15 protein-coding genes are annotated in these 21,801 nt (G+C 63.4%); 6 read left to right on the top strand and 9 right to left on the bottom strand.

The features are described 5' to 3' along the window. Nucleotides 1-100: 100 nt before the first annotated feature. From FFS45_RS24955 to FFS45_RS24930, 6 genes are all read right to left on the bottom strand, one after another. Nucleotides 101-1,609 (bottom strand): efflux transporter outer membrane subunit, encoded by a 1,509-nt coding sequence (locus FFS45_RS24955; protein ID WP_137957297.1) that lies wholly within the window; start codon nucleotides 1,607-1,609, stop codon nucleotides 101-103. Next, entirely contained in the window at nucleotides 1,602-2,819 is a 1,218-nt protein-coding gene (locus FFS45_RS24950; RefSeq protein ID WP_137957296.1) for an efflux RND transporter periplasmic adaptor subunit, read from the bottom strand. Before FFS45_RS24950 ends, FFS45_RS24955 begins: the two co-directional genes overlap by 8 nt. Further along, nucleotides 2,809-6,060 (bottom strand): efflux RND transporter permease subunit, encoded by a 3,252-nt coding sequence (locus tag FFS45_RS24945; protein ID WP_137957295.1) that lies wholly within the window; start codon nucleotides 6,058-6,060, stop codon nucleotides 2,809-2,811. Before FFS45_RS24945 ends, FFS45_RS24950 begins: the two co-directional genes overlap by 11 nt. 236 nt (nucleotides 6,061-6,296) lie before the next feature. Beyond that, entirely contained in the window at nucleotides 6,297-6,971 is a 675-nt protein-coding gene (locus FFS45_RS24940; RefSeq protein ID WP_137957294.1) for a response regulator transcription factor, read from the bottom strand. 28 nt (nucleotides 6,972-6,999) lie between these two features. Next, nucleotides 7,000-7,923, bottom strand: coding sequence for a LysR family transcriptional regulator (locus tag FFS45_RS24935; RefSeq protein ID WP_137957293.1), 924 nt, complete (start codon nucleotides 7,921-7,923; stop codon nucleotides 7,000-7,002). A 429-nt stretch (nucleotides 7,924-8,352) separates the two neighbouring features. Continuing rightward, on the bottom strand, nucleotides 8,353-8,727 hold the full coding sequence (locus FFS45_RS24930) for a hypothetical protein (protein ID WP_137957292.1): 375 nt from the start codon (nucleotides 8,725-8,727) through the stop codon (nucleotides 8,353-8,355). 284 nt (nucleotides 8,728-9,011) lie between these two features. On the opposite strand from FFS45_RS24930, the gene galU reads away from it, so the two are divergent. After that, nucleotides 9,012-9,905 (top strand): UTP--glucose-1-phosphate uridylyltransferase GalU, encoded by an 894-nt coding sequence (gene galU, locus FFS45_RS24925; protein WP_137957291.1) that lies wholly within the window; start codon nucleotides 9,012-9,014, stop codon nucleotides 9,903-9,905. 39 nt (nucleotides 9,906-9,944) lie between these two features. Here the strand turns inward: galU and FFS45_RS24920 are convergent, their stop codons facing one another. From FFS45_RS24920 to FFS45_RS24915, 3 genes are all read right to left on the bottom strand, one after another. Continuing rightward, on the bottom strand, nucleotides 9,945-10,397 hold the full coding sequence (locus tag FFS45_RS24920) for a GDP-mannose mannosyl hydrolase (RefSeq protein ID WP_137957315.1): 453 nt from the start codon (nucleotides 10,395-10,397) through the stop codon (nucleotides 9,945-9,947). Nucleotides 10,398-10,413: 16 nt separating this feature from the next. Beyond that, nucleotides 10,414-10,554, bottom strand: coding sequence for a hypothetical protein (locus FFS45_RS41845; protein WP_171029742.1), 141 nt, complete (start codon nucleotides 10,552-10,554; stop codon nucleotides 10,414-10,416). A gap of 213 nt (nucleotides 10,555-10,767) precedes the next feature. Further along, on the bottom strand, nucleotides 10,768-13,032 hold the full coding sequence (locus FFS45_RS24915; protein ID WP_249362914.1) for a hypothetical protein: 2,265 nt from the start codon (nucleotides 13,030-13,032) through the stop codon (nucleotides 10,768-10,770). A 1,041-nt stretch (nucleotides 13,033-14,073) separates the two neighbouring features. Between FFS45_RS24915 and FFS45_RS24910 the strand changes: the two genes are divergently transcribed. The 5 genes from FFS45_RS24910 (at nucleotide 14,074) to FFS45_RS24890 (ending at nucleotide 21,738) form a co-directional block, all read left to right on the top strand. Beyond that, nucleotides 14,074-15,072: a helix-turn-helix domain-containing protein gene (locus FFS45_RS24910; RefSeq protein ID WP_137957290.1), complete on the top strand. Its 999-nt coding sequence runs from the start codon at nucleotides 14,074-14,076 to the stop codon at nucleotides 15,070-15,072. Between the two features lie 77 nt (nucleotides 15,073-15,149). Next, nucleotides 15,150-16,694, top strand: coding sequence for a mannose-1-phosphate guanylyltransferase/mannose-6-phosphate isomerase (locus FFS45_RS24905; RefSeq protein WP_137957289.1), 1,545 nt, complete (start codon nucleotides 15,150-15,152; stop codon nucleotides 16,692-16,694). A 148-nt stretch (nucleotides 16,695-16,842) separates the two neighbouring features. Continuing rightward, complete coding sequence (locus FFS45_RS24900) at nucleotides 16,843-18,231, top strand: undecaprenyl-phosphate glucose phosphotransferase (RefSeq protein WP_137957288.1); 1,389 nt, start codon at nucleotides 16,843-16,845, stop codon at nucleotides 18,229-18,231. Between the two features lie 97 nt (nucleotides 18,232-18,328). Beyond that, entirely contained in the window at nucleotides 18,329-19,423 is a 1,095-nt protein-coding gene (locus FFS45_RS24895) for a polysaccharide biosynthesis/export family protein (RefSeq protein ID WP_137957313.1), read from the top strand. An 83-nt stretch (nucleotides 19,424-19,506) separates the two neighbouring features. Beyond that, complete coding sequence (locus tag FFS45_RS24890; protein WP_137957287.1) at nucleotides 19,507-21,738, top strand: polysaccharide biosynthesis tyrosine autokinase; 2,232 nt, start codon at nucleotides 19,507-19,509, stop codon at nucleotides 21,736-21,738. Nucleotides 21,739-21,801 lie beyond the last annotated feature (63 nt).

The following is a 21,801-nucleotide window of genomic DNA, read 5'->3' as shown; positions in this document are numbered from 1 at the left end:
GCGACGTCTTTTTGTTCGACCAGGCATAGTCAGAGCGATGCGCGGAGTGGGACGCCGAATTGCAGGGTGCCTGCGAGGCGCCCCGCAATTCACACAAACGCTAACCCGCATCCGCCAGCTTGCTCTCCCCCACCGGTTGCGCCCGCACCTGAACAGGCACAGCAGGCGCTGCCGCCGCCACCGCAGGCTGATCACCTGACCACCCCCCACCCAGCGCCTCGATCAACCCCACCGAAGCCAGCAAGCGCCGCGTATTCACGTTCAACGCAAGAATCTGCGTATTCAGCTCCGTGGTCTGCGCCGTCACTACATCCAGATAGCTGACCACTCCATCACGATAGCGCGACATCGAAAGATCCAGGGTGCGTTGCGCGTCGGTGAGCGCTTCGTTTTCCTGAGTCGCCTCATCGCCCAGATGATGCAACTGGGCCAGGTTGTCCTCGACCTGCTGGAACGCCAGCAGCACCGTCGCCTTATACTTCGCGCCGTTTTCCGCCAGCTTGGCGCGCGCCTCCTGCGTGATCGCCTCGCGACGGCCGCCGTCGAACAGCGTCATCACGAGACTCGGACCGATTGACCAGATCTCATTGGGCGCCATGATCCATGGCGACAGCGTATCGCTCTGGAAGCCGCCATCGAGTCCCAGCGAGACGTCCGGGAAGAACGCCGCCTTGGCGACGCCGATCTTCGCGTTTGCCTCAGCCACGCGCCGCTCCGCCGCGGCGATGTCGGGGCGCCGCTGCAGCAGTTCGGACGGCAGCCCGGTTGGAACGGACGGCAGATACGCGAGACCAATCGACGGCGCCAAACCGAACGACGAGGCCGGCACGCCCGTGAGCGAAGCGATTGCATGCTCATACAACGCGCGGCGCGCCTTGACGTCCTCGGCCGCCGCGCGCGCCGAAGCGAGCTGCGTCTGGGCGCGCGACACATCGAGATCCGAGGCGATGCCGCCGGCGTGACGGCTCATCGTCAGCTTCAAGGCGCGCTCGTACGTGCTGATGGTGTCGGCGAGAAGCTGCTGTTGCTCGTCGAGCCCTCGCAGGTTGAAGTACGCGTCGGCCAGACTCGCCTGCAGGCTAAGACGCACCGACGCGAGATCCGCCGCGCTCGCCTCGGCAGCAGCGCGGCCTGCGCTGACCTCATTGCGTACCTTGCCCCAGAGATCGAGGTCGTAGCTGATTCCCACGTCCACGGTGTTCGAGCCGTAGACGTTGGGTTGATTCGAGCCGCGCAAGGGACGGTTGTCGGATTGCCGGTTGCTGGATACGTCGGCTTCAGCGCCGATGGTCGGGAACAGCCCCGAGCGCGCCTGGGCGAGATACGCGTTGGCTTCGTCATGACGCGCAACCGCAGCGGCGACATCGGGGTTGGCCGCGGCCACCTGCACTTCGAGCCTGTCGAGCACCGGATCACGATACACCTTCCACCAGCCGTCGCGCGGCACCTGATCGGCAGGCCTGGCCAGTTGCCACGCACCGCTTTCCTTGAACGCCGTCGGAATCGCGGTGGGCGGCACCTGATAGGTCGGCGCGAACGAGCAGCCGCTAAACAGGGCGGCAACCGCCAGCGCCACGCAAACGGTGCGCTTGAACTTGAGCTCAACCATGAGCGCGCTCCGCCTCTCGATGATCGGCAAGCGAGGTGGCCGGCGCATTCGCGGCATGCGGGGTGGCGAGCCGCACCGCGTCGCCGTTTGCGATCGAGTCGGGCGGGTTGTCGATCACCCGGTCGCTGGCCTCGAGTCCCGAGCCGATCTCGACCTGGGTGCCCAGATCGGTGGCGATGGTGACGGGCTTGAGAACGGCGTGATCGTCCTTGCCGACCACCGCCACTTGCAGGCCGCTCTGGCGGAAGATCAGCGAGCTGGCCGGAATCAGCAGCGAGTGCGGATTGGTCGGCATTGAGAAGTGCACTTCGGTGTACTCGCCGGGAATCAGCAGGCCGTTCTGATTGTCGACCTCCAGTTGCACGAGCAGGGTGCCCGAAGACGGCGTGATCGAATCGTCGGTGTCGACAAGCTTCGCGTCGAACTTCATCCCGGGACGCTCCGGCACGGTCAGCGTCGCCGTCATGCCGGGCTTGATGGCCGCGGCGTCGCTTTGCGGCACGCTGACGTAGACGCGCAACTGGCGCGCGTCCGACACCGTGAAGAGTTCATGACCGTCACCGCCGCCCGCGTCGATCAGCGCGCCGATATCGGTCTTGCGCGCGGTCACGATGCCGTCGAACGGCGCAGTGATCCGCTTGAACGATTCGAGCGCTTCGAGGCGGTTCACGTTCGCCTGGGCGGCTGCCACGGTGGCCTCTTTGGCGGCGAGGTCGCTGGTCTTTTCATCGGTGTCCTGTTGCGAGACGGAGTCCTGCTTGAGCATCTCGGTCCAGCGTTTTGCGGTGGACGCCGCGAGCTTTTCGTTCGCCTGCGCATTCTGCAGATCGGCCTTGGCCTGCAGCAGCTGCTGATCGAGATCGGGCGTGTCGATCAGGCCGAGCAGCTGGCCGGCTTTCACATGCGTGCCGATATCGGCGTACCACGCGTGCAGATAGCCGGGCACGCGTGCATAGATCGGCGCGTTGACGAAGGCCGACAGGTGTCCCGGCAGGATCAGCGCTTGCGTCGCGCCCTGGCGGCTCGGCGTGTAAGCGACCACGGTCGGCACGGCCTGTGCGGCGGACCATGCGGTCATTTCCTGCTTGGCGTGCACGCGGGTGAAGATGCCGGTTGTCACGACCCCCGCGGCGGCGAGCAGCACGACGATACCGACCAGCTTCAGATGGCGCAGCCGCTTCGGCGAATTGATCTCGATCTCAGTGGACATGAAGGACTCCGGTTTCGGAAGTAGGGTGATCTTTGTCTTTGGCAGGGGGGTGCTTCGCCGCATCGCGACGGTGCACGAGGCTGAACACAACCGGTACGAACAGCAGGGTGGCGAAGGTCGCGCAGATCAGGCCGCCAATGACCGCGCGGCCGAGCGGTGCGTTCTGTTCTCCGCCGTCACCGAGACCGAGCGCCATCGGCGCCATGCCGATGATCATCGCCAGTGCGGTCATCAGCACCGGACGAAAGCGCGTGAAGCCGGCCTCCATCGCCGCGACAAGCGCATTGCCGGTGACCGCGAGCCGTTCGCGGGCGAAGCTCACCACCAGAATACTGTTGGCGGTGGCCACGCCCATGCAGAGAATCGCGCCAGTCAGCGCCGGCACCGAGAGCGGCGTATGGGTGGTGAACAGCATCCAGACGATCCCGGCGAGCGCCGCGGGCAAGGCGGTGACAATCACGAACGCGTCGGACCACGAGTGGAAGTTGACAACGATCAGCATGTAGATCAGCACGATGGCGCCGACCAGACCCAGCGAGAGTCCGAGGAATGCGCTGTTCATCGTTTCCACCTGACCGCGCAAGGTGACGATGGAACCCTTCGGCACGTCTTTGGCCGTTGCGTGCAGGATGTGCTGGATATCCGAGGCCACCGCGCCGAGGTCGCGCCCCTGGGTGGTCGCAAACACGTCGTAGAGCGGTTCGATGTTGTAGTGCGAGACGACCGCATCGCCCACGCCGCGCTCGATCGTCGCGATTCCGCCGAGAATCTGCGACTGGCCGTTCTTGCCGGTGACCGGCAGGTTGTTCAGCGCCGAGAGCGATTCCATCCGGTATTGCGGCGTCTGCGCGACGATGGGGTACGACACGCCGTTATGGGGATTGAGCCAGTAAGTCGGCGACACCTGACTCGTGCCGGACAGGCTCGCCACCACCGAATTGGTGACGTCCTGTTCGGTGATGCCCAGTTCGTCCGCCCGCGAGCGATCCACCGAGACAGTGAACTGCGGATAGGTCGAGGCCTGCTGGATGCGCGTATCGGCAATGCCCGGAATCAGGCGCATGCGGCGCATCACTTCATTGGCGTAGCGATGGTTGGCGTCCTGGTTCGGGCCGGCCACCTGCAGGTCGATCGGCGCAGGCGAGCCGAAGTTCAGAATCTGGCTGACGATATCGGCGGGCAGGAAAGAGAAGGTCGTGCCGGGGAATTCGCGCGGCAGCAGCTTGCGCAACGTCTTGACGTAGCCGGCGGTGGGCGCATGATTTTCGTTTAGCGAAATCATGATGTCGCCGTCTTCCGGACCGGTCGTGCCGCTATTGTTGTAGGTCAGGTTGATACCGCTGTTGGGCAGGCCGATATTGTCGATGATGCTGCCCAGTTGATCGGGCGGCACGACTTTGCGCACGGCGTTCTCGATATGGTCGAATTCGGCGGCGGTGTCTTCGATGCGCGTGCCGATCGGCGCACGGACATGAATGGCGATTTCGCCCGAGTCGATGTTCGGAAAGAAATTGCGGCCAAGCCACGGCGCGAGCAGGAACGAGGCTCCCACCACGATCAGAAAGCCGGTCACAAAGCGTTTGCGGTTCGTCAGCGCGAGACCGAGCACGATGCGATAGACGCCGCGCACGCGTTCGAAGCGATGCTCGAAGCCGCGCTGAAACCGTACCAGCGGATTGCGCGAAGGCGGCGCGTGGTGATGGCTGTCGTGCGGCTCCATCATGGCAGCCAGCTCGCCGGAGGCATGGCCGCCTGAGGCGTGCGGGCGCAGCAGGTACTGCGCGAGCATCGGCACGAAGGTGCGCGACAGCACGAACGAGGCGACCATCGCGAAGATCACCGCCTCGGCCATCGGCACGAACAGGAAGCGGGCGATGCCGTTGAGCAGCAGCATCGGCACGAACACAATACAGATACACAGCAGCGAGACGAAGGCCGGTCCGACGATCTGTGCGGCGCCGTCCATGATCGCGCTTCTCACGTCCTTGCCTTGCTCGAGGTGCCAGTTGATGTTTTCGATCGTGACCGTGGCGTCGTCCACCAGAATCCCGACCGCCAGCGCGAGGCCGCCGAGCGTCATCACGTTGAGCGTTTCGCCCATCGCCGAGAGGCCGGCAATCGCCGCCAGCACGGCAAGCGGAATCGACGCCGCGATGATCAGCGTCGAGCGCCAGCTACCGAGGAACAGCAGGATCATCAGCGAGGTCAGCGCCGCGGCGATGATGCCTTCGCGGGCCACGCCGCTGACGGCGCCTTTCACGAAGGTCGACTGGTCGCCCATCGTGACGAGCTTGAGCCCCGGCGGCAGCGTCTCCTCGATGCGCGGCAGTTGCGCCTTCACACCCGCGATGATGTCGAGCGTCGAGGCCGAGCCGTTCTTCAGGATGCTCATCAGCACCGCGCGGTGACCGTCCACGCGCACGATATTGGTCTGCGGCGGATAGCCGTCGCGCACGTGAGCGACGTCGCGAATATAGATGGTTGCGCCGTCCACCGTCTTGATCGGCAGGTTGTTCAGCTCCTGCAGCGCGAGCGGGCTGTTGTTCAGCTTGATGTTGTATTCGAAGCGGCCGATTTTTTCGGTGCCGGCCGGAATGATCTGATTCTGTTGCGCGAGTGCGTCAGCCACGTCCTGCGCGGAGAGCTTCTTCGCCTGCAGCGCTTGCGGGTCGAGGTCGATCTGCACTTCGCGGGTCTTGCCGCCGTACGCGGTTGGAATCGCCACACCCGGCACGCTCAGCAATTGCGGGCGAATGAAGTTGGTCGCGTAGTCGGCGAGCTTCTGCTCGTCGAGCGTATTGCTGGTGAGCGCGAGTTGCAGCACCGGCACGGTCGAAGCGTTGTAGTTCAGGATCTGCGGCGGCGTCGTGCCGGGCGGCATCTGCTTCAACACGGTTTGCGAAACCGACGTCACCTGGGCCGTGGCGGTGCGAATATCGACAGTCGGCTGGAAGAAGATCTTGACGATGCCGTAGCCGCGAAACGATTGCGACTCGATGTGCTGTACGTCGTTGACGGTAGTGCCCAGCGTGCGCTCATAGTAAGTGACGATGCGCCCGGCCATGTCGTCCGGTTGCAGGCCCGCATAGTTCCACACCACGCTGATGACAGGAATGCGGATGTCGGGAAAGATATCGGTCGGCGTGCGCAGTGCGGATAGCGGGCCAATCAACAGGATCAGCAACGCAAGCACGATAAACGTGTAGGGCCGCGTTAGGGCTAGCCGGACAATTTTTAACATCGAAAGCTGCTCCGTTCGTGCGTCAATCGCTAGGGCAAGTCCGGATGGTGGATCGCCTGATGCCGGTATTCTGGAGAGCAGGCCCTAACAGGCAGCCTCTAAAAGAATGAAACAAGTTTTAGCTGGACGACATAACGAACGAGGCGCGGCTTTAGCGCCTGAAGCGCCGCGTCCTGCATGCAGAACGGGCGCTTGAACGCGGGGGAGGAAGCGGCGCCGGCGGGTGCGCCGGTGCGTCAACCGAACAGGTAGCCGGAGCCGCGGATCGTGCGGATCAGCGGGCGCTCGCCCGGCACGTCGACCTTCTTGCGCAAACGGCCCACGTGCACGTCGATCAGGTTGGTGCCCGGATCGAAGCGGCAACCCCATACGGCCTCGAAAATCATCGTGCGGGTCAGCACCTGGCCGGCGTGGCGCATCATGAATTCGAGCACGCGGAATTCGGTGGGCTGCAATTCGAGCTCACGCTTGCCGTGGGTGACGCGGCGGCGCACGAGGTCCAGTTCCAGCGCGCCGGTGCGCAGGAAGGTCTCGGCTTTGGCGTTGCGCGGACGGCGGCGCAACAGCACCTCGACCCGCGCGAACATCTCGTCTGCCGAGAACGGCTTGGTGAGATAGTCGTCGCCGCCGGCACGCAGCCCCTGAATGCGGTGGTCCACGTCGGACATCGCGCTCATCACCAGCACCGGGGTTTCCATGCCGACGCCGCGCATGGTGGCGACTATCGTCAGGCCGTCGAGATCGGGCAGCATGCGGTCGAGCGTCACGACGTCGTATTCGCCTGCCATCACCTTGGCCATGCCTTCACGGCCGGTGCGCGCCACGTCGACCGAGAAGCCGCTTGACGTAAGCGTGCGCACGATGTCGTCCGCGATCAGTTCATCGTCTTCGATCGTGAGTATCTTCGGCATAGTTCGCGATTGATATTCTTGCGGTCCATCAGGCTACGACGCGCAACGCAACAGGTTTGTCGGGGGCGCGGTACTGGCTCACCGCGAAGTCGATAAAACTGCGCACCTTCATCGACAGATAGTTGCGGCCGGAGTAGAGGATGGACACATGACGCGGGCCACCGTTCACTTCGTACTGTTCGAGCACGGGCACGAGCGTGCCGTGCGCCAGGTCGTCGCTGACGAGCGGCAGCGGCAGCAGGGCGATGCCCATATGGTTGAGCGCGGCGACGCGCACCATTGCGCTGCTGGTAGCCGTCAGCGCGCTGCCTGTGTTGACGCGGTAGACACCGTCGGCGTCGGCGAATTCCCAGGTGCGCGAGCTGCCGTCCGAAACGGTCAGCAGTCCGTGCCGGTTCAACGCGGCGGGGTCGCGCGGCGTGCCGTGGCGTGCCAGATAGGAAGGCGAAGCCACCGTGACTTCCTCGATGCTGGTGAGCGTGCGGCTCACGAGCGTGGAGCTGGCAAGACGCCGGTCGTCGGAGAAGCACACGTCGAAGCCGCCTTCGACCATGTCGATATGCATGTCGTAGGTGGTGACATCGAAGTCGACACGCGGATGCAGCGTGCGATACGAGGCCAGCAGGGTGCCGAGACCGGAGGTGGCGAAAGTCATCGGCGTGGCGATACGCAGCGTGCCGCGCGGGTCGCGCGTGGTCTGCACGAGGTTCGACTCCATTTCGTCGAGCTTCTCGATGATGGTGCGGCAGCCGTCCAGATACTCCTTGCCCACCTCGGTGAGCGACAGGCTGCGTGTGGTGCGGTTGAGCAGGCGCATGTTCAGATGTGCTTCGAGCATGCTGACACTGCGCGTGACGGCGGCGGCCGACATGCCCAGTTGTCTCGCGGCCAGATTGAAGCTGGCGAGATCGACTACACGTGTGAAGACACGCATCGCTTGTAGCTGGTTCATGTTCTGACACTAGGAAAGGACGATGCGTGCATCATGGACGCTTGCGGATAACACGGCACTGCCAGCTTGATTAAGTCTTTTTTAATTTTATGCAATGTTCATGAACCGCGTGGGGCATCGAGCGCGGATCCGGCGCGCTGCGCAGGCCGTCATGCAAAAACGACAGGCAAAAACGACAGGCAAAAAAAGAGCGCGGCCGAAGCCGCGCTGCTAAGGAGATCTTGAAAAAGACCGCAGTTACGCGGACAACCCAGTATAGAGCGCTACCCGCAGGCGGTGAGTACGAACTTTGAAAGACATTGCTGCATGAAATTGAATAAACCGGTGCGACGATATGGCTCTGCCTCGAACGCGCAAGAGTCTATTGCCAAACACAGCGTGAATCGAGCGGGGACAGGGGGGCCTTAAAACGTCGCGACTGCATGCCACTCAATTCATCAATGCGTGCACTTCTTCCGCTTGCAGAACATCGAGATGTTGCGACAGCGCTTCGTGGAGTTTCGCGAGACTGGATGTGGGCAGCGCAAAACCGGCCCAGCCGAGACCGGTGTGACGCATGAACAGGACAGCGCCGTCATAGAGCGGATGTTTTTCGGTGTGCCAGCAGGGGTCCATCTCGATCACGTACTGATGGGTGCGCGACGGTTCTTTCGGTACTTCGGGACGCATGGCGGCGCGGATCAGGCTCAGGCGCTCGATCACCGCGTCGACTTCGTCCGCGCCGAGCAGTACGGTGTTTTGACCGACCGCAACCCGGACAGCGTGGTCACCGTACTCGTTCACCATCTCGATGGTCATCGTCATGTCGCGACTCCTCATACATAGTTCGATGGGGAAATTATGGAGCGCGGCAGCGCTGCAAAGTTTGAAAGAGGGCAATCGTTTGATGAAACTTTGTTTAAGGAGCGGCCGCGCGCAGGTGGCGCAACGTCGGCACTGAGGGGGAAGCGCAATCAAGGGCGGTAAAGGGCGAACTGTTGGCAGGTGGCTCCGGTGTCCGGAGAATAGGCTTGAACCCACATAGCAGGAAATCCGCCTTCAGCTTGCATGCAGTTGAGACGATTCGTTACTAAAGGGAGCGAAGAAAAATGCGCAACGTTCATAAGGCGGTGTTTCCGGTAGGCGGACTAGGCACACGCTTCCTCCCCGCCACCAAGGCGAGTCCGAAAGAGATGCTGCCGGTGGTCGACAAGCCGCTGATCCAGTATGCAGTCGAAGAGGCGATCGCCGCGGGCATGACCGAAATGATCTTCGTCACCGGCCGCGGCAAGCGGGCTATCGAAGATCACTTCGACAAGTCGTACGAGATCGAAGCCGAACTGATGGCGCGCGGCAAGCAGACGCTGCTCGATCTGGTGCGCGGCATCAAGCCGAGCCACGTCGACTGCTTCTATGTGCGTCAATCGGAACCACGCGGTCTGGGGCACGCCGTGCTGTGCGCGGAAAAGCTGATCGGCGACGAGCCGTTTGCCGTGATGCTGGCCGACGATCTGATCGACGGCCGCCCGCCCGTGCTGACGCAGATGATCGGCGTGTTCGATCATTACCACTGCTCGGTGATCGGCGTGGAAGAGATCGAACCGCAGGACACGCGTTCGTATGGCGTGATCGAAGGCAAGGCGTGGGACGAGCGCATCTTCCGCATGTCCGGCGTGGTGGAAAAACCGGAACCCGTTTTTGCACCCTCGAATCTCGGTGTCGTGGGGCGCTATGTGCTCACGCCGGGCATCTTCGACCATTTGCGCAAAACCCGGCCAGGGGCGGGCGGCGAGATTCAGCTTACCGATGCGATCCAGTCGCTGCTTGCGGACGAACAGGTGCTTGCCTATCGTTATCGCGGCAAGCGCTTCGATTGCGGCAGCAAGATCGGCTATCTGAAAGCGACCGTGGAATTCGCGCTCAGGCATCCGGAGGTGAAAACCAGCTTCGAAGCGTATCTGAACGCGAAGCTGGCGGCGGACCACCCGGAGGTGGCGCTGTGAGGCGAGAGTGCGGCGGGTGCTGTGGAGTGTAGAGACCGCTCAGCGAAAATATGCTTTGGTGTTTTCATGCACGTCGGGGCAAGCCAGCAGCTCCGACGGCGCCATCCACGCATAGTCGCTATGCTGTTCGAACCGCCCGATCGGCGCAGTATCGCGCAGCAGCAGCATATAGCCGAGCACCACATAATGGGTTGAGATATCGGCTGCGCCGGCAAAATTGTCGTCGTAGTGGTGTTCGAATACACCACGAAAACAGGCGCTATTCTGCGACACGTTCTCCAGCCCGAGTTCCTCGCATACGATGCGGCTAAACGCGCCGTTCAGCGATTCGTCCTTGCGGATCCGTCCACCCGGCACGAACCAGGTGCCACGCGCCGGCCGGTTGACGCGCCGCCCCAGCAGCACGCGGCCACGCGTGTCGACGACGATCAGGTCGATCGAGATGAGCGGCGTAAGGCGGACGACGTCGAGAAATTCAGGTCGCGCAAGCATGGTCTCGTTCATCTCCTCATTCGTCTCTTTCCACCCGCGCGATGCGGGCCGATATGCCCCAGAGCAGCAGGGCGAGCGCGGCCACCACGAGCAACAGCACGACGAGCGAGCTCAGCATGGCGCCAAGCAAGAGCCAGTACCACGGCAAGTCATGCATGACGTCTCCGCAAGCTGGACCGTACGAGACTGCAAGTAGAAGGAAAGGGCCGCTACCGCGGGTGAAACAGGCGCGCGCAACCGCTTCGCGGCGCTTGCCGGTGCTCGTCAGCGCGGTCAATGCCGCGGTGCTTTCAGTCTAGCGTTTCGCGGCGGCGTGTCCGTGCGCCATACCCTGGCCAATTGCGCCGAACTCTCTGCGCCGCAGGACAACTCACTGGGCGACGTAGCCCGCCGGAGTCGTGACGTTGGCTTTCGCCACGCTTGCGTTGGCCGAGATGACATAGATCGGCGCTTCGGTGAGGGTGAGCGCGGCCATGCCGTTGCTATAAGGAAGGCTCGACGGATTGCCCATCATGTCGATGACGCTCACCTGGCCCGAGGTGCCGGGCGCGTCGACCTGCAGGCGGTACGGTATCTGGTAGGTCGAACTGAAACCCTTGCTCGCGTTCCAGACGGCATTGTTGTGGGTCCACAGCGCGGTGATCACCGCACCGCCATTCAGTTGCTGGAACGCATAGACGTACACGCCCGCCGGTACGCCATTCACCGGTCCGAGCGTGTTGGTGCCGTCGATGATGCGCGTCAGCGCGGCGGTGGCCATGGCCGCGGGCTTCGGACTGATCGCCGAAGGGCCGAAACCGCCTTGCGGGTCGCTCAGATCGAAGAACAGGCCGTAGCCGATCTGCCCCGGAAAATCCGTCGCATAGAACAGATAGGTCACGTCGGCGCCTTCGCCGAGCAGGATCAGGTGTGTGCGGGCCACCAGCGCGCCTTGCGCATACAACACATTGGGCGTGGGCGAATTCGGACCGTATTTCGAGCCGATGTCGTAGCTGATGCCCGTTTCGGTGACGAACAGGCGCGCGCCTGGCTTGAGGGTGCCTGCAATCTGCTGGCGCAGCGCGCGCATGCTGGCCGGCAGCGACTGCGCCGCCTTCGCCGGGTCGCTGTCGCCAGCCTGCCGCTCCGGTGGATGCGAAGGCGAGGTGCCGACATCGTAATAGCCGTGGATCGACACGCCGTCGAGATAACGGGCAATGCCGAGTGGCGCGAGCCGTTGCAGCCATTGCGTGTTGGTGGCGACCGAGGCGTTGGTGGTGCCCATGATCACCGCGTCGGGATCGGTTGCGTGGATCGCTTCCCAGGTGGCCTGGTAGAGCGCGACCAGATTGGCGTCGGTGTCGCGCCAGGGCAGGCCGCTGTTGTAATCGGGCTCCCATGTCACCTGATAGTAATTGCGTGACTGGTGCGGAAACCGTTGTGCGCGCACCTGGTTCGATTCCTGTCCGACCCGGTTCATGAAGCTCTGATAGGCCGGCAGCGAGACCGGCAGATAACTATGAGTGGCCGCGTGGGTGGGGCTTGCCCACGCCGGGATGCCGTCGAGCTGGATCAGGCGCATCAGGTCGCCGGCCCGGAACACCGGCGCGAGCGGATATGCGCTGGCGTTGAAGGTGTTCGGCCCGTTCGGCTCCATCATGTACCAGTTGCGATTGTCATTGACCCAGCGCAGCCCGAGGTCGGGATAGAGCGGCCGGTAGCCGTCGCCCGAGCAGCAGTGCTGGCCGGGTGCCACGAAGGCCGCGCCCTGGCCGCCGAAGCGGTGCAGGTCCTCGCGGGGGTAGGAGGGGGGCGCCAGCACGCTCGCGAGATCCGGCAGCACGCCGAAGGTCGCGATGCCCGCCGGCCGCGTGCCGCGCGTCGGCAAACCGGCGCCGCTCGCACTGAGGCTCGCAGATACTGCAAAGTAACCGGCCAGCGTCGAAACGCAATTCAGCGACACGACTTGCGGGCCGCTCGCCACCTCGAACTGGCCGGCGGCGCGCACGTTGCTCCATGCGTCGAGAATCTGCCAGTCGAGCGTGTCGCCATGATTCGCGCGGGTGGTGAAATTCACCATAAAAGGATGGCCGTTGGTAAACATGCGGGTACCGTCGCTGCCGGGCGTATCGGCCTCGATCGTTGGGCCGTCGGGCGTGGCATTGACGGGTTCGGAAGGCGCACTGCAGGTCAGCGCATTGCCGTGAGGCGTGGCGGTGAGCGACGGTGTGCTGGGCGCCGTTGCGATTCCGCTGTCGTACCAGCAGCGCTTTTCCGTGCCGGGGGAGGGATCGCCGAACACGCCGTTGTCGCAAGCCGTGCCGCCGCTAAAGGTCAGGATCACGTATTGCGTATCGCTGCCGTATTTGACCTGATGCGTGCCTGTAAAGGCGCATACGCCATGCTCGGCGGCGCAGGCGGTCCAGGTGATCGCGGCATGCGAGGTTGCCGCCCCCGGCATCGCGGTAGCCGGAGCCGGGTTCGACTGTGCCGACGCAGCGGTGGCGCTGGCGGCGCTCACCGCGTCGTTGCGCGGGCTGCAGGCCGCCAGCACGAACGCGACCAGCCATTGCAGCACGGCCGGCGCGCTTCGCGCACCCCGGCCAGGGCGCACGGATCGTGCGGCATCAGACTCCGAGGCCGGCGGGTGTCTCATGATGTGTGGACGAGTGACTGAAGACAGCGTCAGGCCCCAGCATAGTGGATATGCTCCTGGCATGCCACGACAAAGGCCAGGCCGTGAAAGCAGCAAGTCTCGCATGTCGTGCGCACTCGCTGCCTGACGCGCAACCATGCTGACACCGGATGCAATGCTGCGATCGTACGATCTTTGCACAGTAAGAGATACACATATGCTCAGACATAATTAATATGAAGTGCGAACTATCGTACAGAAATGTCAACTGATGTCCGATAGTGCCAGGCTTGCTCCGCCACGCATACATATCTCCGCACGCATGCGCGGCGCCGCGGAAATGCACAAAAGCGGATAAATCAGACGGATTGAGTTAACGTGCCGTTTCAGAACTGAAACATTTTCGCCAGCCGCGGGCTTTTTCCGGGCTTTGTATGGTTTTGAAACAACTTTGTTCATCGGCTGTAAATGGGCTATTTCAGACGATTCGTTAAAATAACCAATCGCGGATATCTTTACGGGTGCCGCGAAAACCGGCCCGCGGCCCGCCGTCTGATTTCACGTTTGAAACATTTTTGCCAGCCCGGGACGCCGCCGGAACCGTCCGGTGCCCGCAATCCCGCATCACATCAAGGATGGTACGGGGCATGCTTGTTGCGACGCGTCATAAAGCTCTACACAGGCCATCGTACGAGGATTCCCCCAAGGACTCCTGCCACACGCAGCGCAACATCTCCGCTTGCCGGGGATTTCGCCTGCCGTACCGGCTTCGCTCGTCCAGTAGACCGTGGATTCGTCCGATCTTCAGTGCGCCTTTGAAATAAAAGGCGCTAGTGGATTTCAAACGGATCAAAGTCGCGATTAGCCAAGCTGTTGTACGTTCGCAGCAAATTTCCAATTTGCGAATTTATATATAGCGACGCAATCCGCCAACATCGCGCGCATTTCGGTCACTGCCATCAATGGCGATTTTCGGCGTGGATATGATGCAGTGCAATGCTATTAAAAGCTTAGAAAACCACAAGATTCGGCCCGCAACGCATGACATGATAGGGGAAGATCATGCCGCATATGTCCGTTGATACTGCGAGAGTCACCTGGCTGCACACGCCTAGTGTGAATGTGCGATGTGCGGCACGCCGCATCGGCATCCTGCTGTTTGACCGGTTCGGTCTGCTCGGAGCAGGCATCGTGGCCGAGATGTTCCATACCGCCAACGAAATCGCCACTGCGCATAGCGGCGACGACCCCCCTTACGAAGTGCAATTCCTCTCGATGGAAGGTGGCAGCGTAGCCAGTTCGTCGTCGGCGCGCATGTGGAGCGACGGCGTCGATGCGCGCTACAGCATCGGCTTTGACGTGCTGTTCGTGGCCGGCGGCTACGGCGCCGGCGCGGCAGCCCGCGACGAGCGCCTGCTGGGTTGGCTGCGCTCGGTGCGCGCCCGCACCCGCACGATCGAGCCGATTGCCGAAGGCCGCATGGTGCTCGCGGCGGCAGGGCTCGCCGAGCATGACGATTTGCGTCATGCGAGCCCCTATCTGTCGAATGTTGCGAGCGACAGCGCGCTGGCCGAAGCCAACGATCGCCAGGACGCAAGCAAGAGCGCACTGATGTTCATCAAGCGCGATCTCGGTCTCGATGTGGCCCGCAATGTGGCGGACCGCGTGATGCCAGGCATGGGCGCGTCATTGATGCCGCGGCTTGCCGAGGGCGGCACCATGAGCGTCGGCGAGAAGATCCGTGCGGCGGCCCGCTGGATGGAGGCGAACTGCGACCGGCCGGTGTCGGTGGCGGACGCAGCGCATGTGGCGGCGATGAGCGAGCGCAATTTCCTGCGCCGTTTCAAGCATGAGATGCACGTCACGCCGTCGGATTATCTGCTGCAGGTGCGCCTGCGCATTGCCTGCAACTTCCTCACGGAAACCGAGTTGCCCGTGGACAAGATTGCACGGCGCAGCGGCACCGGCAACGGCGACCGTCTGGCGAAGATCTTCCGCAAACGCATGGCGCTTTCGCCGACCGAATACCGCGCACGCAGCCGTACCGTCACTCAGGACTAGGTACGGCGGGCGCGAACTTCGCGTGATGCGACCCTGCAGGGACAGGAACATCCTATTTAGTAATAGGAGTACTAAAAATGGTAAACGCGTACCGGGATGACGCTGGTCAGGACGGCGGCACCGGCGACGGCGCCGGGCGGCTCGCAGCAAGCGAGCCGCCGGCAAGTTGTCTGAGCATTGCCCCAGTGATCCTGGCCGGCGGTTCGGGAACCCGGCTTTGGCCGTTGTCGCGCGAGCACTATCCCAAGCAGTTGATCGACGTGATAGGAACGCATTCGCTGCTGCAGGACACGGTGCGGCGCCTGGAAGGTTTTCCGGCGCTGTGGACGGTGCGGCCCACGCCGATCATCGTGTGCGGCGACGAACACCGCTTCGTGACGGCCGAGCAGCTGCGCGAAAGCGGCGTCGCGGCGCATCTCGTGGTGGAGCCGGCACGGCGCGATACCGCGCCCGCGTTGACGCTCGCCGCCGCGCTGGCGGCAGCCGATGGCGAGGACGCGATTCTGGTGGCGATGCCGGCAGACCACGCAATGCTCGACACATGTGCCTTCCAGCAAGCGGTTGCGCAGGCGGCGCTGCATGCGCAACGCGGTGCGATCGCGACGCTCGGTGTGCCGCCGACGCGGCCCGACACCGCTTTCGGCTATATCCGCCTGGGTGCCGAGATCGAACCGGGGACGCACCGCATTGACCGTTTCGTCGAAAAGCCGGCTCTCGAACTCGCCGCGCAGTATGTGGCGTCGGGTGCGTACTGGTGGAATAGCGGCATCTTCGTGGTGCGTGCGTCGGTATGGCTCGCGCTCGTGCAGCGTCTGCAGCCTGCCATGGCGGAGGCCTGTCTCGCCGCGTTTGCCAACGGCCACGCCGACGGTCCGTTCTTCCGGCCGCAAACCGAGGCCTTTACGAAGGCTCCATCCGATTCGATCGACTACGCGGTGATGGAACGCCTCGGCACGGCGGGCCCCGCAGGCGAGCCGTTCGAAGGCGTGGTCGTGCCGCTGGTGGCCGGCTGGTCCGATCTGGGCTCATGGGATGCCGTGTGGGATGCGCTCGACAAGGACGCCGCCGGCAACGTGGCGCGCGGCCGGGTGCTGTTCGAAGGAGCGACCGACTCGTATGCCCATTCCGAAGGGCGCCTCGTGGCGTGCGTGGGCACCAGCAATATCGTGGTCGTGGAAACTGCCGACGCCGTGCTGGTGGCCGACCGTTCGCACGTGCAGGACGTCAAGGGGCTGGTGGCGCGCATCAAGGCCCAGCATTCGCCCGAGGCGGACGAGCACCGCAAGGTGCACCGCCCGTGGGGTTTCTACGATTCGATCGATCACGGCGACCGCTTCCAGGTGAAGCGCATCGTGGTCGATCCGGGTTCGCGGCTGTCGTTGCAGTTGCATCACCATCGTGCCGAGCACTGGGTAGTCGTGCGCGGTACGGCCATGGTCACGCGCGGCGACGAGCACTTTTTGCTGAGTGAGAACGAGTCGACCTATATCCCGCTAGGGGTGAAGCACCGGCTCGAGAACCCCGGCAAGGTGCCGCTCGAAATCATCGAAGTGCAGTCCGGAGCGTATCTCGGCGAAGACGACATCGTGCGCTTCGACGATACCTACGGCCGCTGCAATTGAGTCCGGCTTATCCGGCAAACACAGTGGCGGTAGCAGGAGCAGTGGGTACAGGCGGTTCGAACAGGTAGTCGGCACGGCAGTTGGCAAAAAGCAGTCTGCAAAAAGTGGTGGGAACAACCGTTTCAATGCCGTTGGTGGGGAGAGAAAAATGATCAAGCCTGAAGCATTGGCAGCGCGCCTTGTGGACGTCGTGCTCGTCGTTTCGGGCGCGGCTATCGCGTCCCATATACGCTTCGACGAAATCGGGCAAAGCAGCTTCTATTACGCCTTCGTCGCGTTCGCGGCGGCGTTCGCACTCGCGCTTTTTCCTGCCTTCGGCGTTTATCAGTCCTGGCGCGGCCGCTCGAAGATGGGGCTGGTGGGGCAGGTGTCGCTTGCCTGGCTGACCGTGCAGACCTGTGCGCTGGTCCTGATGTTCACCCTGCACCGCAGCGACTTCGTCTCGCGTCTATGGTTTGCCTACTGGACCGGCACGACCGGTGCGCTGTTGATCTTCTCTCGCGTGGCCGTGCATCGCGTGCTCGCGCGGGTGCGCCATGCCGGCATGAATCTGCGCCAGGTGGCCGTGGTGGGACGCGGCGCGCACGCGGCGGCGCTGGTGCGCAAGATTGACGGCTGCACGGCCGCGGGCTTTCGCACCGCGGCGGTACTCGATGTCTCGCACGACACACCGAAGCTTAGCGCCGCGATTCCCTCGGTGCCGTCTTTCGACGAACTGCACGCCTTCGCCGACTATATCCGCGCCCAGGACGTGCACGAATTGTGGCTGGCCCTGCCGCTCTCCGAAGAGCACACGATTCACGAATGCGTGAAGGAACTGCGCGACGATCTCGTCAATATCCGCTTCATGCCCGACCTGCGCAGCGTGGCGATGTTCGAGAGCACGATGATCGATCTGCTCGGCGTGCCGGCCATCAACCTGGTGGCGTCACCGCTGTCGCAGACCTCGCAGTTGCAAAAGGAAATGTTCGACCGCCTGTTTGCAGCCGTCGCGCTGATTTCGCTCGCGCCGCTGCTGCTGGCGATCGCGATTGCAGTCAAGCTGTCCTCGCGCGGCCCGGTGCTGTTCAGGCAGAAGCGCAAGGGTGCGGACGGCCGCGTATTCACGATCTACAAATTCCGCTCGATGCGCCTGCATACCGAGACGCCCGGCACGCTTGCCCAGGCGACACGGCATGACGCGCGCATTACCCGGCTCGGCGCGTTCCTGCGCCGCACGAGTCTGGACGAGCTTCCCCAGTTCTTCAACGTGCTGCGCGGCGATATGTCGGTCGTCGGGCCGCGCCCGCACGCGCTCGAGCACGACGATCTGTACCAGAAGGTGGTGGCGGGCTATATCCAGCGCTACCGGATCAAACCGGGCATTACCGGCTGGGCGCAGATCAACGGCTTTCGCGGCGAGACCGACAAGATCGAGAAAATGGAGCGGCGTGTGGAGCATGACCTGTACTACCTGGGCAACTGGTCTTTTGCGTTGGACATGCGCATCATCGCAGCAACAATCGTCAAGGGCCTGGTGCATAACAACGCTTATTGACGCAGTGAGGGAGACTAAAATGTGTCGAATAAAGATCGTATCAAACGGGGCCGCCCTGGCGCATACGGCAGTTCAGCATGCGCGCGTGTTCGGCATCATGGCCGCCTTTGCGGTGCTGGCGGCGTGCTCGGCTGTGCCCGGTCAACGCATGGTGCAACCGCCAAGCCTGCCGGTTAGCAATACTGACGATGGCAAGGCCACCGGCGCAGAACAGATTCCCATCACCGATATCACGCTCGCGACCGTCCAGCAGGAGCAGCAGGCGATAGTGACGGGCGACGGCAACGATCTGGGGCCGCTGTTCGGCAATCCCGGACCGTACAAGATCGGCCCCGGCGACGTGTTGCAGATTACCGTGTGGGACCACCCGGAGCTGGCGGCGGCACTGGGCCAGCCGGTCGCGCCTTCGCGCCCCGCGGACGCGGCGCTGGGCTTCCTGGTCGATCATGAAGGCAACCTGCAGTTTCCGTACGTCGGCACGCTGCACGTGGCCGGCGACAGTGCCGAGCAGGTGCAGCGCAAGATCACAGCCGATCTCGGCAAGGTCATGGTGAAGCCGCAGGTCACGGTGCGCGTCGCCTCGTATCGCGCCTCGCAGATCTACATTGACGGCGAAGTGCGCGCGCCCGGCTCGCAATCCATCAACGACATACCGATGACCTTGACCGAGGCGATCAACCGGGCAGGCGGCTTTGCACCGAGCGCCGATCAGGGTCATGTGGTGATCGTGCGCGACGACAAGACCTATTACGTCAATGTCGCGCAGATGCTGCACAACAACCAGAACCCCTCGAAGATCGTGCTGCAGAACGGCGATCTGCTGCGTATCGAGGCGCGTGAAGACTACGGCGTCTATGTGATGGGCGAAGTCAACAAACCGGCGACGGTGCTGCCGATGAAAAACGGCCGGCTCTCGCTCGGCGAGGCGATCTCGCAGGCGGGCAGCCTGAACAACACCACGGCCGACGCGAAGGAGCTCTACGTGATTCGCGGCGGTCCGGGCCTCAAGCCGCAGGTCTGGCATCTCGACGCCACTTCGCCGGTCTCGATGCTGCTTGCGAACCAGTTCGAGCTGCAGCCGAAAGATGTGGTCTATGTGGACGCGGGCGGCCTGGTGCGCTTTAACCGCGTGCTGAATCTGTTGTTGCCGTTGGTCAACGCAGGGCTGACCGCGGCAATCGTCACGAAGTAAGCCGATGCCGGGGACGTTGGGGAATAACGGACCCGGCGCCGTGCGCCGATTGAACGCAATTGATGTGCGGGATTAAAGACACCATGGCTACTAATTTCGAAAACCGATATATCGATGTCCCGAGCGGCGACGAGCTACGCCTCTCGGACTATCTGGCGGTCATCTCGCAGCATTGGCGGATGATTCTTGTGGTGACGCTGTCGGCTTTGCTGATCGGCACCCTGGTGGCGTTCGTGCAAACCCCGGTGTACCGCGCCGACGCGATGATCCAGGTGGAAGACACCGCCAACGACGGCAACGGCAACGCGAACGGCAACAAGGACGCCCTGCAGACGATGGCGTCGATCTTTGACACCAAGGCCGTGACTTCCGCGCAGATCGAGCTGATCCGCTCGCGCCTCGTGCTCGACGAGACGGTGCGCAAGCTTCATCTGGACATTAGCGCGGCGCCGCGCCGGTTTCCGGTGATCGGCCCGTTTCTCGCGCGCCTGCGTGGCGGCGACGGACTTGCCTCACCGCTGTTCGGCATGCCGCAGTACGCATGGGGTGGCGAGCAGATCGGCGTGTCGCTGTTCGATACGCCCAGGGAACTGTACGGCAAGCCCTTCGTGCTGACCGTGCAGCCTGACGAGTCCTACGTGGTGACTGATGAAAAGGGCAGCGAGGTGCTGCGCGCCCGTGCCGGGCAACTGGCAGTGGGCACCACCTCGCATGGTCCGGTGCGCCTGCAGATCGATCAGTTGACGGCGCGTCCGGGCACGCAGTTTGACCTGAAGCGCGCTTCGACGCTCGATACGGTGAACCGGCTGCAAAAGGAACTCAACGTCGTGGAGACGAGCGTGCAGTCGGGCATCATCGCGGTGACGCTCGAAGGCGGCAATAGCGAGCTGACGGCGGCGGTGGTCAACAGCATTGCCCGCCAGTACGTGCAGCAGGACATCGACCGCAAGTCGGCCGAGGCCGAGCATACGCTGGCCTTTCTCGACCAGCAGTTGCCGCAGTTGCGCACTGAGCTCGATCAGGCCGAGCAGCGCTACAACACCTTCCGCAACAAGCAGGGCACGGTCGACCTGAGCGAGGAAAGCCGCCTGTTGCTGCAGCAGATCGTCGAGAACAAGACCAAGCTGGTCGACCTGCAACAACAACGCGCCGAACTGGCGACGCGCTTTACCGCAGCCCACCCGGCGGTCGCCGCACTCGACGCGCAGATTGCCCAGTTGCAGGCGGTGCAGGGCGGCCTCACGCATAACGTCTCGACCCTGCCGGACACCGAGCAGACCGCGCTGCGGATGTTGCGCGACGTGCGTGTCGATACCGAGCTGTATACGAACCTGCTCAACAGCGCGCAGCAGTTGCGCATCATCAAGGCGGGCCAGGTGGGTAGCGTGCGCGTGGTCGATTACGCCGAACCGGCCGACGATCCGGTGCGCCCGCAACGCGCGCTGCTGATCCTGATCAGCACCGGGCTGGGCCTCCTGCTCGGCATTCTCGCAGCGTTCACGCGCAAGACGCTCTATGGCGGCGTGCAGAACACCACGGAAATCGAAGCGCTGCTGGGCGTGCCGGTGTGCGCGGTGGTGCCGCGCAGCAACCTGCAGGTCCGCGTGCAGCGCAATGTCGGCCTGCGCCGCGCGGGCGTGCACGTGCTGGCTGCCCAGGCGCCGGACGACGTCGCCGTGGAAGGCGTGCGCAGCCTGCGCACCACGCTGCAATACGCGCTGGTGTCGGCGCGCAACAACGTGGTGATGCTGACCGGCTCGCGGCCCGATGCGGGCAAGTCCTTCATGTCGGTCAACCTGTCGGCGCTGGTGGCCTCGGCGCACAAACGCGTGCTGCTGATCGACGGCGACATGCGGCGCGGCGACATCCACAAGCACTTCGGCCTGCCGCATACGCCAGGGCTTGCCGACGTGCTGAACGGCGCGGATCTGCAGGAGTGCGTGCTGCGCGACGTGCTGCCCGGTCTGGATGTGCTGACCAAAGGCGGCTTGCCGGGCAATCCGTCCGAGCTGCTGATGAGCGACCGCTTCCGCACGCTGCTCGAACACTTCTCGCGCGTCTACGACCTGGTGATTGTCGATACGCCGCCGGTACTGGCGGTGACCGACGCCGCGCTGATCGGCAAGCATGCTGGCACCACGCTGATGGTGGTGCGGCACGGCCGTCATCCGGCCATGGAGATCTCCGAAGCGCTCAAGCGCCTCGTCAATGCAGGCGTCAACCTGCATGGCGTGCTGCTTACCGACGTGCCGCCGCCGAAGCTGAACCTGGGCGGCTACACCGGCTATTACGGGTATGAGAGCCGCGCGGATTGAGCGCGGTAAGGCAAGACCGTTTTCTACGCGCGTGCGGTGGACCGCCGCACGCGTGGCACTGTA

The organism is Burkholderia sp. 4M9327F10 (genome assembly GCF_005503145.1).
Classification (GTDB): Bacteria; Pseudomonadota; Gammaproteobacteria; order Burkholderiales; family Burkholderiaceae; genus Paraburkholderia.
The sequence above is the reverse complement of the archived record's forward strand: the minus strand, read 5'-3'. Positions and strand labels throughout refer to the sequence as shown.